The organism is Bradyrhizobium manausense (assembly GCF_001440035.1).
Lineage (GTDB): Bacteria > Pseudomonadota > Alphaproteobacteria > Rhizobiales > Xanthobacteraceae > Bradyrhizobium > Bradyrhizobium manausense.
The window spans coordinates 108,920-122,899 of sequence record NZ_LJYG01000090.1 but is presented as its reverse complement, the minus strand read 5'-3'; the positions used below and the strand labels follow the sequence as shown (position 1 = coordinate 122,899).

Here is a 13,980-nt window from a genome sequence, read left to right as displayed (position 1 = left end):
TCGACATTGGCGGGCAGGCCCGCCTCGTAGTTCGCCCATTTCTCGTATTTCGGCAGCTTCACTTCCTTCATCGCGGTGTCGATGCACTTGCCGGCATCGGCGGCTTTCTTCACCTCCGCCGAGAGATCCTCCATGTAGGCAATGTCGTCCTCGACGTCCTTCTTGGTGCCGAGCCGGCCGCCGGCGCTGGGATGGCCGGGGATCATCCGCTCCCAATCGAGCGAGGCCAGCTTCTTCAGCGAGCCGATATATTCCAGCGGCGAGGCGTTATCTGGAATGTTGCGGAACTGGACGGATTCGATCGGCGCGAAGTCGACCACGAAGATGATTTTCTCCTTCGGCAGCCGCATCACCAGCGAATTGTCGGAATGGTTGCGGCCGACATAGTCGAGCTCCAGCGTGGTGCCGCCGAGCGTGATGATCTTCTGGTTGTCGACCAACTGCTCCGGCATCACGACATCGGCTAAAAGCGAATTCTGCTTCTTCAGCTCGAGCAGCCGCTCCTTGGTGCGGCGATGCGCGATAAAGGTGGCGCCGAGATCCTTGAACGGCTGGCCGCCGGCGATGTGATCGTAATGGTGGTGGCTGTAGATGACGTATTTGATCGGCTTGTCGGTCACGGCCTTGATCGCGTCAATATAGGGCTTTGCCGGACGCAAATAGGAGATCGGGTCGGTCGCGATCACGCCTTTCGGAGTCACCACGAACATCGACTGATGGCCGCCATAGCGGAAGATGTAGACATTGTCGGTGCCCTCGACTTTCTTCGTCGAGGTCTGCGGCGGCGTCTGCGCGAGAGCTGAACCGGTGACGAGGACCGCGAGAGCGGCGATGCAAGATAGTGCTTTCATCTCTGGCTTTCTGGAAAAGGGATGGCGAGGGAGGCGGAGATCGTCTCTCACACAAACGCTGCGGAGAGGGATTTATTCCGCGCCCCTACGCGGCTCCTAGGCGGTCAGTCTGTCCCGGAACAGCTGTGCAAATGTGATCCTTGGTGACATTGATCCCGCTTGACAGTTTTATGTCATGGGAGGAGCATGGCTGTGGTCGCGATCAGCGCGACGCGTAACGTCCACCTCATGAGCAAGGGGAGGTCTATGACTCCACCTCCGCAAATCCAGCCGCGTTAAGTGCGATGGAGCTCGTTCGGACTATCGCATAGCGGCAGAAACCGCGAACGGCACGCCGGGTCAAGGTTTAGTGGGCTGCAGACAGTAAGGCATAGCCCCTACCTGCCCGGCGCTGTGCGTTTTCGACGCGTTCGCTGCATGGCATGAAATGCCTAGAGATCGTCGCCTCACCGGCAAACTTCCGACATACGATCGGGGCGAATAGCGGCTTCCGACATGACGCATGCGTTTGGTGCGGCGACGATTCGACCGCTGCCAGCGCATGTCATTTTTCAGGGAATCCGCGTGTCGCATAAGTTCGCCTCGGTGCTTGTCGCAGCCTTCCTTCTCGCGCTCTCATCTTTCTCCCCCGTCCAGGCAGAGCCGCCTGCGCCCGCCGCCAAGAGCGCGGCCTCACTGTCGTCCGACGAGGCCAAGCGGGCGCTGGAGACGCTTCAGGACGACAAGAAGCGCGCGCTGATGATCGACACACTGCGCGCGATCGCCAATGCGTCGGGCGAACAGCGGCCGCCGGCGCCGGAGCAGAAGTCGCCAATCCCGCTCTCGTCCGATGGACTCGGCGCACAGCTTCTGCTGACCGTGTCCGAGGAGATCGGCGAGATTTCGCGCGACGTTGCCGACTTGGCGCGGACGCTCACGAATTTCCCGGCATTCTATTACTGGATCGTGCGGACCGCGAATGACCCTGATGCCTATCATTTGCTGATCGAGATCGCCTGGAAGCTGGCACTGGTGTTCGGCTGCGCGCTCGCGGCGGAATGGGTTGGCGTCCGCCTGATCCGGCGTCCCGTTGCCTTCCTCGAAGGGCGGGTGCCGCAGACCGCACGCCTGTCGGCCCAGTCGCTTCCCGTTGCCGATCCGCCGTTATCGGTCACTGAGGTCACTCCCGCGGCCGAATTGCACAGGCACCGTCACAGCCTCGCACGCGTCTGGCAATTGCTGCTCCGGCTGCCCTTGGTGCTCGGACGGCTCGTGCTCGAGTTGCTGCCGGTGTTGGTTTTCGTCGGTCTTTCGACCGCGCTGCTCGGAACGGAGATCGGCGAACCCGCAACGGTCCGCCTCGTGATCCTCGCGGTCGTCAATGCCTATGCGTTCTCACGCGGGCTCATCTGCATCGTCCGTGCCCTGGCGGGACCGTTCGGCCTGTTTCCGGTCCGAGCCGAGACCGCGGCCTATGTCGAGATCTGGGCCCGCCGCATCGTCGGCGTCGGCGTGTCCGGCATCGCCCTTGCCAATGTCGCCCTCCTGCTCGGCTTGCCCCGCACCGGCTATGCCGCGCTGCTGCGCATGGTGATGCTGGTCGTCCATCTCTTCGTCGTCGTCATCATCCTGCAATGCCGCCGTCAGGTGGCCGACGCCATTCGCGCGCCCGCCGAACGGCAGGGCATTGCGGCGCGTCTGCGCAATCGCATCGCCGGCGGCTGGCATTATCTTGCAATCGCGCTCGACCTCGCGCTGTGGGCGGTCTGGGCGCTGAACATCCGCAATGGCTATTCGCTGCTGCTGCAATATTTCGTCGGGACCGTCGTGGTGGCGCTGATGACGCGGGTCGCCATCATGGTGACGCTGAGCCTGATCGACCGCGGCTTCCGCATCCAGCCGGAAATTCTCCATCGCTTTCCTGGCCTGGAAATCCGTGCCAATCGCTATCTGCCGCTGCTGCGCAGGATCGTCTCCGGCGTCATTGCCTTCATCGGCTTCGTCGCCGTGCTCGAGGTCTGGGGCGTCGACGCCATCGTCTGGTTCTATGGCGGCCAGATCGGCGGCCGGCTGCTGTCGGCGGTGGCGACGATCGGCGTCGCCGTCGTCATCGCCGCGGCGATCTGGGAGGCCAGCAATGCCCTGCTGGATCGCCAGATCAACACGCTGTCGCGCGACGGACATTATGCCCGCGCCGCGCGGCTGCGCACCTTCCAGCCGATGCTGCGCACGGCGCTGCTGTGCCTCATCGCCACCGTCGTCGGCCTCACCGCGCTCAGCGAAATCGGCGTCAATGTCGCGCCGCTGCTCGCGGGCGCCGGCATCGTCGGCATCGCCATCGGCTTCGGCTCGCAGAAACTGGTGCAGGATCTCATCACAGGCCTGTTCCTGCTGCTGGAGAACACGGTGCAAGTCGGCGACACGGTCAGCGTGTCGGGGCTCACAGGCGTGGTCGAGAACGTCTCGATCCGCACCATTCGCCTGCGTGCGGGTGACGGCGCCCTGCACATCGTGCCGTTCAGCGCGGTGACGACCATCACCAATGCCAGCCGCGGCGCCGGCAATGCCTCCGTCAGCGTCAATGTCGCCTACAAGGAGGACACCGACCGCGCCGGCGAGATCCTCAAGGACATCGTCGAGGAGATGCGCCGCGAGAGCGAATTCCGCCCGCTGATCCGCGGCGACCTCGAGCTGTGGGGCATCGACAAGGTCGATGGTGCGATGGTGTCGATCGTCGGTCAGATCCGCTGCACCGAGGCCGGCCGCTGGCCGGTGCAGCGCGAATTCAACCGTCGCATGAAGCAGCGCTTCCAGCAGAACGGCATCGAGGTCGCATCCGCGACCCAGACCATTTTGATGCATGTCGCGCCGCCGGCCGATCTCGCCGCCAACCTGACGCCGAGACGGGCCGTGGGTTAGCTCCCGTCATTCCGGGGCGCGACGAAGTCACGAGCTACGGTGCGCAATTGCGCACCGTAGCTCGCGCTAACGCGCGCCCCGGAATGACGGGGAGAGGGTAACCTGCGGATCCCTCGCGAAAGTCTCGCTGCGGTGCGAGATCACAATCGCGGCCCAGGGGGCAACGTCCTTGATCTCAGAGGGACGGTGGCGGACAATGCCTGCCCTTCAATAAGAAACTCCCTGGGGGATTCGTGAATAGACCTGCTCGGGTCAGCGCCCATTCGATATCATCCGACACCACGCACGGCATGACGCTGCTGCGGGATCCCCTGCTCAACAAGGGCACGGCCTTCACGGAAGCCGAGCGCGATGCACTCGGCCTGCGCGGCTTGCTGCCAGCTTGCGTCCTAACGATCGAGGAGCAGGTCGAGCGCGTGCTGATCAATCTACGCTCGCTGCCGACCGACCTCGAAAAGTACGTCGCCCTGAACGCGCTGCATGACCGCAACGAAGCGCTGTTCTTTCGTGTTGTCGTCGACAACATCGATGAGATCCAGCCGATCATCTACACCCCGACGGTCGGGCTCGCCTGCCAGAAGTTTGGCCTGATCTTTCAGCGCCCGCGCGGCATGTTCATCTCGTCGCGCGAGCGCGGTCAGATTGGCGAGGTTCTGAAGAACTGGCCTTATCAGGCCATGTTGATCGTCGTCACCGATGGCGAGCGCATCTTGGGATTGGGCGACCTCGGTGCCAATGGCATGGGGATTCCCGTCGGCAAGCTGTCGCTCTACTCGGCCTGCGCCGGCGTGCATCCGGAAGCGTGCCTGCCCATCGTGCTGGACGTCGGCACCAACAACGAGGAATTGCTGAGCGATCCCTATTATCTCGGCCTGCGCGAGCGGCGCCTGACGGGCGAAGCCTATGACAGCTTCGTCGACGAGTTCATGACCGCCGCGCGGAAGACCTTCCCCGGCGTGCTGATCCAGTTCGAGGATTTCGCCAATCATTCGGCGTTCAAGCTGCTGCACAAGTACCGGGACGAGGCCTGCGTTTTCAACGACGACATCCAGGGTACCGCGGCCGTCGCGCTCGCCGGCCTGTTCTCGGCGCTGAAAGTGAACGGCGGCAAGCTCCGCGATCAGCGCATCCTGTTCCTGGGTGCGGGCGAGGCAGCGACCGGCATCGCCGATCTCGTCGTCTCCGCCATGATGGCGGAGGGCGCAACGGAAGCCGAGGCACTCCGGCGCAACTGGCTGGTGGATTCCCGCGGCCTCGTCGTCAGTGGCCGCGACGGCCTCTCCGGCCACAAGCTGCGCTATGCCCACACCGACCAGGCGCCGATCGCCGACTTCCTTACCGCGATCAAGACGCTGAAGCCGACGGCCATCATCGGCGTCGCCGCGGTCGGCGGCGCCTTCACGCCCGAGGTGCTCAAGACGATGGCCGGGCTCAACGAGCAGCCGATCGTGTTCGCGCTGTCCAATCCGACCTCGAAGGCCGAGTGCTCGGCGGAAGACGCCTATCGCTACACCGAGGGCCGGGCGCTGTTCGCCTGCGGCAGTCCGTATGACCCGGTCACGCTCAATGGCCGCACCTTCGTGCCGCGCCAGGGCAACAACTCCTACATCTTCCCCGGCGTCGGCCTCGGCGTCATCGCCAGCAGGTCGCGGCTCGTGACCGACGAGATGTTCATGGCCGCCGCTCATACGCTCGCCAATTGCGTCGGCAAGGAGGATCTCGATCAGGGCAGCCTGTATCCGGCGCTGCCGCGCATACGGGAGGTCTCGGCGCGCATCGCGGCGGCCGTGGCTGATGTCGCCTATCAGCGGGGGCTTGCGGACGGGCCCGCGCCCAACGACGTCAAGGGCCTGGTCAAGTCGCAGATGTACGAGCCGAAATACTGAGGCCTGGGACGGCTGGAGACTGCCGGGAAAGCTCGGCCTGCATGGTTCGAGACGCCCGCTTTGGCGGGCTCCTCTCCATGAGGGTCTCATATCTCGCCGCAAGCACCACCTCATCCTGACGGCTCCGCAGCAGGCTGCATCTGGAGGGATGGCCGAAAAGCAAGCTGCGCGCCACGCCCGCAATCGCGATTGTCTGCCGTGGCCTTATGTGCGACGCTCCGTAGCGTTACAAGAATCTCAATAGGTCAGCCACCATGGACGATCGTTTGCCCGACCTGGGCGATCTCGAGCACGAGGTCATGCAGATAGTATGGGCCCATGGGCCGGTCACGGCCGAAATCGTGCGCGAGCGCCTGTCCCGGCGTCTGAAGGAATCCACGGTGCGGACGGTGCTGCGCCGCCTCGAAGAAAAAGGCTATGCTCGCCACACGGTTGATGGACGCACTTACGTCTACCATGCCACCGAGGCGCGTGCCCGGGTCGCGGCCAAGGCGGTGCAGCGCATCGTCGACTGGTTCTGCAACGGCTCGATGGAGGAAGTCCTCGTCGGCATGGTGGACAATGCGATGCTCGACCAGCAGCAATTGCGCGCGCTGGCGGACCAGGTGGCCAAGGCGAAGAAGGCGAGGGGAGTAAAAAGGAATGATCGCAGCTCTGGCTGAGGCGGCGTTACGCTCCCTTGCGCTGGGAGGCGTCGTCTGGATCGGTCTCACCGTGTTTCGCGTGCGCAATCCGCACGTGCACATGACGGCATGGGTGGTCGTGCTGCTGGCATCGCTGGCGATGCCATTCGTGATGCACTGGCCGACGCTCACCCTCGACCGGCTGCCTTTGTCCATGCCGGTGACGAATGAAGCCTGGCCGGCCGATATCGCGATGCTGGACCGGCCGCCGCCGTCCCTGCCGATCGCGCCTGGCACTGCCATCGCTCCGATGGCGAAGCACGGCATCTCGATCGACTGGTGGACGGTTGCCACCACCGTTTATGCCTGCGTCGCCGCCCTGTTGCTGATGCGGCTCGCCATCGGCCTGTGCCTGACCTGGCGTCTGGTGCGCGCCGCAAAGCCGGTGAAGGGCATGATCGGCGCGGATTTGCGCGTCAGCCGCGACGTCGGCGGCCCCGTCACCTTCGGCTCCACCATCCTGGTGCCGCCGCAGTTTTTCGGCTGGGACGCCAAGAAGCGCCTCGCGGTGCTCGCGCATGAGGGCGCGCATGTTGCCAATGGCGATTTCTATGTTCTCTTGCTGGCCTCGCTCAATCGCGTGATGTTCTGGTTCAGCCCGTTCTCGTGGTGGCAGCTGGCGCGTCTGGCCGAGCTTGCCGAGATCATCAGCGACGCCCGCGCCATCGAGATGATCGATGACCGGCTGTCCTATGCGGAGATCCTGCTCGACGTCGCGACGTCCGTGAAGCCGCGGCCCATGGAGCTTGCGATGGCGCAGGTCTCGACCGTGCGCGCGCGGGTCGAGCGCATCATCGCTGCCGCTGCCATGCCCGCGGCGGTCGGCTGGCGCAAGCGGCTGTGGATCGCGGCGTCGATCGTGCCCGTCGTGATCGTCTCGGCCGGCATGATCGCCTACCGCACGCCGGATCCGGTGCCATCAGGCGCTGATCTCGGTGTCGTGCCGGCCGAGCATTACCATCCGTCAGTGAATTTCTACGCCATGGGCCCGGCTTCGGTGTTCGCGATCTTCCGCGAGGGCGATGAGCTCTCTGGCCAGCTCACCGGCCAGCGCAGGCAGCCCTTGGCCGTTGCGAGCGACGGCACCGCGTCCTACGCGGCGGCATTCGGCGAGATCACGTTTCCCATCGACCTGGAGCATCGCTCGTCCGAGCTGACGCTGCATTTGCACGGCCGCGACGTGCGCGCCGTCCACGTCGCCGCCATGCCGGCGCCGACGACAGGTCCGGCGTCGCTTGATCAATATGTCGGCTGGTACAGGATCGCGCCGAACCGCGTGCTCACCGTCAGGCGCGACGGCGAAGGTCTGCAGGTGCAGGAGACCGGGCAGGGCCGATCACTGGCGCTGCCTGAAGGCACCGACGCCTTCTCCGTCCACGGCGATCATCTCCTGATCTTCCTGCGTGATGAACAGGCGAGCGTGTCCCGCGTGCTGGTTCAGAACGCCGCGTCCGGCGCGCGCCTGGCCTCGCGGATCGACGCGGCGCAGGCCCAGGCAATCGAGGCCGACTTCGCCCGCCGCCTCGCGGAAGTGCCTGACAGGTTCAGGGAGCAGGTCCCCGCGGCCGGCAGCAAGGAGATGATCCTGAAAGGGATCGAGGATATGCGCCGCGGCACGCCGAACTATGATCGGATGAGCGCGCCGCTCGCCGACAACATCCGTCGTCGCCTCGATGAATTGCGCGCGACCTTCGCCGCGCTCGGCGCGGTCGAGTCGATCTTCTTCCGCGGCGTCGGGCCCGGTGGCTACGACATCTATGGCGCCAAGTTCGAGAACGGCACCGCCGAGTTCCGTCTGCTGATCGAGCCCGACGGCAAGGCCGGTGACGTCATCTTCCGGCCCGACGGCAATGACGAGCTCGGCGGCATCGTCCCCTGTTCGGAAGAGGCGAATGTGCGCGGCCTTGCCGGCGCGTCGCCGATCAGGATCATGCTCTACAACGAGACCGAGGACGACATTCAGGTCTTCAATCTCGATGCGAATGGCGAACGCAAGGCGCAGAGCGTCGTCAGGTCAGACATGACCTGGGTGACGCTGACCACCGTGAACAATCCGTGGGTCATTGCCGACAAATCAGGGAAATGCGTGGAGATCCTGGTGCCGGGGCGGCAGACGCGCTTCCACAATGTCGAGGCCGCGAATCTCGGGACGCGGCTGGGGCGCGCCGCGCGTCGTGCCGTTCCGATCGCCAATGGCGAGGCGATGCTGCGGCAGTATATCGAGGGTGTCGGCAAGGGGCGGCCCGACTACGATCATATGACGACCGAGGTCGCCAACGTCACGCGTGCGCAGCTTCCGTTCGACCAGGCGATCCTGGCGCGGCTCGGTGCGCTCCGTGCCGTCTCGTTCCGTGGCGTGACCGCGCTCGACAGCGACATCTATCTCGCCCAGTTCGCCAACGGCTCGGCGGAATGGCGCATCGGTGTCAGGAACGGGACGATCACGAAGATCGCGCTCGGGCCGAATTTCTAAAGCATGATCGGGAGGGGAGACCGGCGATCCCGGCTTGCGCCTACCCGCCGCAAGCGTTACGCTGTGTAACACTACGCTTGGTAGTTTGCCGCGAAAGGATACAGCCGCCAACTTGGGACCTCAGGTGCGGCCCGCAGGCGGATCGGGTTCATGATGTGCATGCTGACGCAACGGGAGCTCGACTTTCTTGCCAGCCTGAAAACCGGCTGGCGGATGCTCTATCGGCGCGAGCTCGCGCGGCTCATCAGGGGGAACCTCGAGACCGGTGAGCCGGCGCCGGAGCCGCACATGGTGGTCTGGCGCGTCGTATCGGGCTGATTTCTCGGCATTTTGTCTCAATTCAGGACAGTCTGACTGTGGTGGATTCATCACAGCCGGCGCGAAACGATGGCGGCCGCAAGGCCGCTTTTGTTCAGCCAAGGTTCTGCCCTCATTGCCCACCGAAACTCAGGGCGTGTTCGGAGGGCGCATGATGTCTTGCATTGCACGTGCCGAAACGACCCTGGCTTCGCCGGCAACCGCGTCCCGGTTGCTCCTTGCCATCATGGGGGCCGCATCGCTCGCCGCCTGCGCGCAATCACCGGTTGGCCGCCAGAGGGCCGATCTCGCTCCAACCACGAAGCAGGCTGCAATCGAGCACCCGCACCGCGTCGCGGCGCTGCATCCACGACCGATCTACAGGCCGCATCGGTCCAGCGCGACAGCCAACGCCAAATCGACGGGGGCGCAGGGCTTGGCGAGCTTCTATTCGGACACGGAGACCGCGAGCGGGGAGCGGTTCGACAGGAACGAAATGACTGCGGCCCATCCCACGCTGCCGTTCGGGACCAAGCTGCGCGTCACCGATGTCTCCTCCGGCCGCTTCGTGACCGTCAGGGTCAACGACCGCGGGCCTTTCGTGCGCGGGCGCGTCGTCGACATCTCGCCGTCCGCGGCCGAGGCGCTCGGCATGGTCGACAAGGGCCTCGCCAATGTCAGGCTCGACGTCGTGCGATAGAGCATGATCCGCGCTTAACCGACTTTTAGCGGCTCTCCCGCACCATGGGCGTCCTGCAATTCGTGGCTTTGGGGGAGACGCCGCTTGAACACGATCCAGTATCTTGAAGATCAGGCGGCGCGCGCCGAGCGGCTTGCCAAACGGATCACGGATACGCCCACGATCGAAAAGCTCCTGACCTTCGCCGGCGAGCGCCGCCGCGAGATCGAGGTCATCGCCGCCAGGCGGCGCGGCTGACGCCGTGAGAGCTCGAACAAAGAGCCAAAGCGCGATGACGATTCAACCCGATCTTATCTCAACCCGATCTTATCGCGCTTTAGATCCATGCTCTGAACGCATTTGCCCTCTCCGATAGAAGCGGAACTTCTTCTTCGCTCCGGCGTCATGTCAGTCATGACCATGGAGGAGGAAATCATGGGCTTTGGACGAGGTGCTTTGCTTTGGTTGCTTGGCGTGCCGTTGCCGATCATCCTGCTGCTGGCGATCTTCTGGCATCACTGAGAGCGTGATGCAGACGCGAAAAAGCGCCGCGGAAGCGGCGCTTTTTGTTGCCTGCAAGCCTGTCGCGATGGCGCGCGCTCAACTATGGCTCTCGACGAAATCGCTGAGATAATCAGGCAGCGTCACGCCGTCGATATCGCAGCGCGCCTGGATTTCATCGGCAACATCGGTCGAGATGTCCTTCATCCAGTGCTCGAGCGTGTTGAACGAGATCACCTTGATGGGATCGTTGAAGCAGCCCGCGACGAGCTCGTTGATCGCTGCATCGAGATCGCTTCGCTCGACGCGAATTTCAGTGGTCTCGTCGAGGCGATCGATTACCACGAACAGAGTCTGGTCGGCGCCATAGGGCACGATCGGGGAGGGTACGCCCGCTTCAAGCATTGGATTGCTCACGTCTCGGCTTATCCGATCCCCGTTAACGGGAAAAACCGGAAGAAGGTTCCTGCAGAGTCCGGGATGCGGATAAGACGTTCGTTGCAGGCAGGCAGCGGTGTTCACCTGCGGTTCAGAGAAATTCTCTCAAGCGCGACAGCTCGATGACGTGCTCGGGTGAGAGAATATCGGTCACCAGCGGCGGCTGTGCCGCCGTGCGGATTTCATAGAGATGCCTTGATAGTGCTGGCTTCTGCATGAATGCCGTGATGCAGGCATCGAGCGTGCCCTCGCTGACCTGATAGGGCTCGCGGTCCGGCCGGCGCTGATTTCCGAGGGACGGCCATTTCTGCAGCACGGCGAGCGCGCTGAAATCGACCTTTGTCGCCGAAGATGATGCGTCCCCCATAGCCCCGCCTCACGCAAAAAGAACCCTGACACGCGAGCCTTGCGTGCCAGGGCCCATTACCCATCGCTGCATCTCAATGCCACGCACCGACAACACGGCGGCCGGGAAAAGGTTCCCGGCCGATGGCGGCTCAACTCGCGGCCGCTGCAATTTTGTCCCCTGGGCTCACATGGCCGTGGGTTCTCTCGTCGCTTCTGACCTCCGGCGCAAGCCCTGCAAAGCGCCGCAGGGCTTGCGCCATCTGGACGCGGCCCTGGACGCCTGTGATCACCACGTCCACCATCACAAAGGACGAGTGGAAATGGCCGTGCGCCTTGAGCTGCTCGACCGGGACGCCGGCGGCGGCCATCGCCTCGGCATAGGCGATGCCCTCGTCACGGAGCGGATCGAACTCGCAGGTGACGATGAAGGCCGGCGGCAGGCCTGAAACCCTGCCGCGCAGCGGCGAGACCCGCGGATCGGTGCGATCATCAGGTGAGCAGTACAGGTCCCAGAACCAGTACATCAGCGACCGCGTCAGGAAGTAGCCGGTCGCATTGTCGTTGTAGGAGGGCCGGTCGAAGCTGCTGTCCGTCACCGGACACACCAGCAGCTGACCCGCAATCTGCGGCCCGCCGCGGTCGCGCGCGAGCTGGCAGGTGACGGCGGCGATGTTGCCGCCGGCGCTCCAGCCGGCGACCAGCACCGGGCTCTGGATGCCGCCGAGCTCGGCCAGATGCTCCGAGATCCAGCGCGTCGCGGCATAGCCGTCCTCGGCCGCGGCCGGGAAGCGATGCTCCGGGGCGTGGCGATAGCCGACGCTGACGAACATCATGCCGGTCCGCCGCACCATGTCGCGGCAGAACGGCTCATCCGACTGCTGATCGCCGAGCACCCAGCCGCCGCCGTGGAAATAGACCACGACCTGATGCGGGCCCGGCGTTGCCGGCTTGTAGACGCGATAGGGCAGCGGGCCGTCGGCGGCGGGGAGCGTGCCGTCGACGATGTCGCCGATCGGCCGTCCCGCAGGCCGACCCTTGTTGAATTCGTTGACGAAGGCGCGGGCGCCGGCCGCCCCCATCGACTCGATCGGCGGCAGGTTCAGCGAGGCCAGCAGGTTCAGCACCAGCCGCACGTCCGGCTGCAGCCGCACCACCTCGCCGTCATTGCATTGTGCTGGGACGTTGGGGCCGGTCAGCCTGAAGCCGAGCATGCCGCGGCTGACGACTTCGTCGCAGATGCTGCGATAGGGACCGACGCCGCCGGTATAGGGCATCAGGCCCTGCACCTTGCCGGGCACGTTGGCGCCCGTGTACCAGGTGTTGGCGAGCCGGTGCAGCGTCAGCATCGAGCAGTCGGCCATATGCCTGTTCCAGCCGGCCTGCGCCGTCTCGGTCGGCTCGATCGTGGTGAAGCCGGCTTCGTGCAGCGCCTTGAGCCGATCCACGACCCAGTCGACATGTTGCTCGATCGAAACAGCCATGTTCGACAGCACCGACGGACTGCCGGGCCCGGTGATCATGAAGAAGTTCGGGAAGCCCGCGACCGTGAGCCCCAGATAGCTCTGCGGCCCCTGCGCCCAGACATCGGTCAGCGACTTGCCGTCGCGTCCGGTGATCGGATGCACGGCGCGGATCGCGCCGGTCATGGCGTCGAAGCCGGTCGCGAACACGATGACGTCGACGTCGACATTGCGCTTGGCCGTCGTGATGCCGCCTGCGGTGATCGCCTTGATCGGCTCCTGGCGCAGATTGACCAGCGTGACGTTGGGCCGGTTGTAGGTCGCGTAATAATTGGTCTCGAGGCAGGGGCGTTTGGCGCCAAACGGATGATCGTCCGGCATCAGCGCCGCCGCCGTCTCGGGATCCCTGACGGCGGCGCGGATCTTTTCGCGGATCAGGTCCTGGACGATCTTGTTGCCGTCGACATCGACCGCCTGGTCGGCCCAGAGCTGCGTCAGGATGTGGACGAGGTCGCCGGCGGCCCAGGCCCGCTCGAACCGCTCGCGACGCTCGGCATCGCTGAGCTGCCAGCTGACGACGGTCTGCTGCGGATAGGGCACCCCGGACATCGACTGGCGTGCCTGCGCGCGATAGGCCGCGCGGTCGCTCTGGAACAGGTCCCTGCGATCTGCCGGCGAGGGGCCGTTATGGGCGGGCAGCGCGAAATTCGGCGTGCGCTGGAATACGGTCAGATGTGCGGCCTGCTCGGCGATCACCGGGATCGATTGAATGCCGGACGAGCCGGTGCCGATCACGGCGACGCGCTTTCCCGCGAGGTTGACGCCGTCATGCGGCCAGCGTCCGGTGAAATAGACCTCGCCCCTGAAATCCCTGACGCCGTCGATCTCCGGCGGTTTCGGCGCGGAGAGACAGCCTGTCGCCATGATGTAGAAGCGGCAGGAGACCGCGGCGCCGTTGTTCGTGGTGAGTTGCCAGCGCTCGGCCTTCTCGTCCCATTTGGCTGCGGTGACCTTGGTCCCGAAGCGAATGTCGCGCCTGAGATCGTAGCGATCGGCGACGAAGCCGAGATAGCGCAGGATCTCGGGCTGGGTCGCGTATTTCTCCGACCAGGTCCATGCCTTGTCGAGTTCCGGGTCGAACGTGTAGCCGTAGTCGATGGTCTGGATATCGCAGCGCGCGCCGGGATAACGGTTCCAATACCAGGTGCCGCCGACATCGCCGGCTTCCTCGAGCCCGACGGCCGACAGGCCGGCCTTGCGCAGGCGATGGAGCAGATAGAGGCCGGCAAATCCGGCGCCGACCACGGCAACATCGACTTGCTGGACGGTTCCATCAGCCGCTTCGGACGGACGTGCGGCGACCATTGCTTCCGGCATGGTTATTCCTCCCGTGTCTTTTGTTTGCCCGCAGGCTAGTCCGGCAGGCTCGGCTTGTCACCAGAACAAGTGCAATCTTCGGTAGTCCC

At 64.6% G+C, this 13,980-nt stretch carries 11 protein-coding genes; 7 read left to right on the top strand and 4 right to left on the bottom strand.

The genetic code is table 11. The features are described from left to right. The coding region (locus AOQ71_RS21475) for an MBL fold metallo-hydrolase (RefSeq protein WP_057750587.1) at window positions 1-851 on the bottom strand (851 nt) is incomplete at its 3' end. Window positions 852-1,415: 564 nt separating this feature from the next. Here AOQ71_RS21475 and AOQ71_RS21470 point away from each other — a divergent pair. The 7 genes from AOQ71_RS21470 to AOQ71_RS46345 all read left to right on the top strand — a co-directional run bounded on the left by AOQ71_RS21470 (window position 1,416) and on the right by AOQ71_RS46345 (window position 10,025). Further along, window positions 1,416-3,749 carry a mechanosensitive ion channel family protein gene (locus tag AOQ71_RS21470; RefSeq protein ID WP_057750612.1) on the top strand — a complete coding sequence of 778 codons (2,334 nt, stop codon included), beginning with the start codon at window positions 1,416-1,418 and terminating at the stop codon, window positions 3,747-3,749. Window positions 3,750-3,982: 233 nt separating this feature from the next. Continuing rightward, window positions 3,983-5,635 (top strand): NAD-dependent malic enzyme, encoded by a 1,653-nt coding sequence (locus AOQ71_RS21465; protein WP_083514385.1) that lies wholly within the window; start codon window positions 3,983-3,985, stop codon window positions 5,633-5,635. A gap of 254 nt (window positions 5,636-5,889) precedes the next feature. Then, window positions 5,890-6,297 carry a BlaI/MecI/CopY family transcriptional regulator gene (locus AOQ71_RS21460; RefSeq protein WP_057750580.1) on the top strand — a complete coding sequence of 136 codons (408 nt, stop codon included), beginning with the start codon at window positions 5,890-5,892 and terminating at the stop codon, window positions 6,295-6,297. Then, a complete protein-coding gene (locus tag AOQ71_RS21455; RefSeq protein WP_057750577.1) occupies window positions 6,278-8,791 on the top strand; it encodes a M56 family metallopeptidase in 2,514 nt (837 codons plus the stop codon). The genes AOQ71_RS21460 and AOQ71_RS21455 overlap by 20 nt, the downstream gene beginning before the upstream one ends. Before the next feature lie 150 nt (window positions 8,792-8,941). Next, on the top strand, window positions 8,942-9,109 hold the full coding sequence (locus AOQ71_RS46350; protein ID WP_167353989.1) for a hypothetical protein: 168 nt from the start codon (window positions 8,942-8,944) through the stop codon (window positions 9,107-9,109). Between the two features lie 154 nt (window positions 9,110-9,263). Next, window positions 9,264-9,788 carry a septal ring lytic transglycosylase RlpA family protein gene (locus AOQ71_RS21450; protein ID WP_057750610.1) on the top strand — a complete coding sequence of 175 codons (525 nt, stop codon included), beginning with the start codon at window positions 9,264-9,266 and terminating at the stop codon, window positions 9,786-9,788. Window positions 9,789-9,872: 84 nt separating this feature from the next. After that, window positions 9,873-10,025, top strand: coding sequence for a hypothetical protein (locus AOQ71_RS46345; RefSeq protein WP_167353988.1), 153 nt, complete (start codon window positions 9,873-9,875; stop codon window positions 10,023-10,025). Between the two features lie 342 nt (window positions 10,026-10,367). Here the strand turns inward: AOQ71_RS46345 and AOQ71_RS21445 are convergent, their stop codons facing one another. The 3 genes from AOQ71_RS21445 to AOQ71_RS21435 all read right to left on the bottom strand — a co-directional run bounded on the left by AOQ71_RS21445 (window position 10,368) and on the right by AOQ71_RS21435 (window position 13,891). After that, on the bottom strand, window positions 10,368-10,673 hold the full coding sequence (locus tag AOQ71_RS21445; RefSeq protein WP_057750574.1) for a hypothetical protein: 306 nt from the start codon (window positions 10,671-10,673) through the stop codon (window positions 10,368-10,370). A gap of 124 nt (window positions 10,674-10,797) precedes the next feature. Beyond that, the gene (locus AOQ71_RS21440) at window positions 10,798-11,073 is read right to left on the bottom strand and encodes a hypothetical protein (protein ID WP_057750570.1); all 276 of its coding nucleotides are present in this window, start codon (window positions 11,071-11,073) and stop codon (window positions 10,798-10,800) included. A 130-nt stretch (window positions 11,074-11,203) separates the two neighbouring features. Further along, window positions 11,204-13,891 carry a flavin-containing monooxygenase gene (locus AOQ71_RS21435; RefSeq protein WP_057750568.1) on the bottom strand — a complete coding sequence of 896 codons (2,688 nt, stop codon included), beginning with the start codon at window positions 13,889-13,891 and terminating at the stop codon, window positions 11,204-11,206. Between the last annotated feature and the right edge of the window lie 89 nt (window positions 13,892-13,980).

What these genes read in the sequence shown, in the direction of transcription:
- AOQ71_RS46350 (WP_167353989.1), top strand. Translation starts at nt 8,942, where the DNA reads ATGATGTGCATGCTGACGCAACGGGAGCTCGACTTTCTTGCCAGCCTG.
- AOQ71_RS21435 (WP_057750568.1), bottom strand. Translation starts at nt 13,891, where the DNA reads ATGCCGGAAGCAATGGTCGCCGCACGTCCGTCCGAAGCGGCTGATGGA.
- AOQ71_RS21445 (WP_057750574.1), bottom strand. Translation starts at nt 10,673, where the DNA reads ATGCTTGAAGCGGGCGTACCCTCCCCGATCGTGCCCTATGGCGCCGAC.
- AOQ71_RS21460 (WP_057750580.1), top strand. Translation starts at nt 5,890, where the DNA reads ATGGACGATCGTTTGCCCGACCTGGGCGATCTCGAGCACGAGGTCATG.
- AOQ71_RS21440 (WP_057750570.1), bottom strand. Translation starts at nt 11,073, where the DNA reads ATGGGGGACGCATCATCTTCGGCGACAAAGGTCGATTTCAGCGCGCTC.
- AOQ71_RS21450 (WP_057750610.1), top strand. Translation starts at nt 9,264, where the DNA reads ATGTCTTGCATTGCACGTGCCGAAACGACCCTGGCTTCGCCGGCAACC.
- AOQ71_RS21455 (WP_057750577.1), top strand. Translation starts at nt 6,278, where the DNA reads ATGATCGCAGCTCTGGCTGAGGCGGCGTTACGCTCCCTTGCGCTGGGA.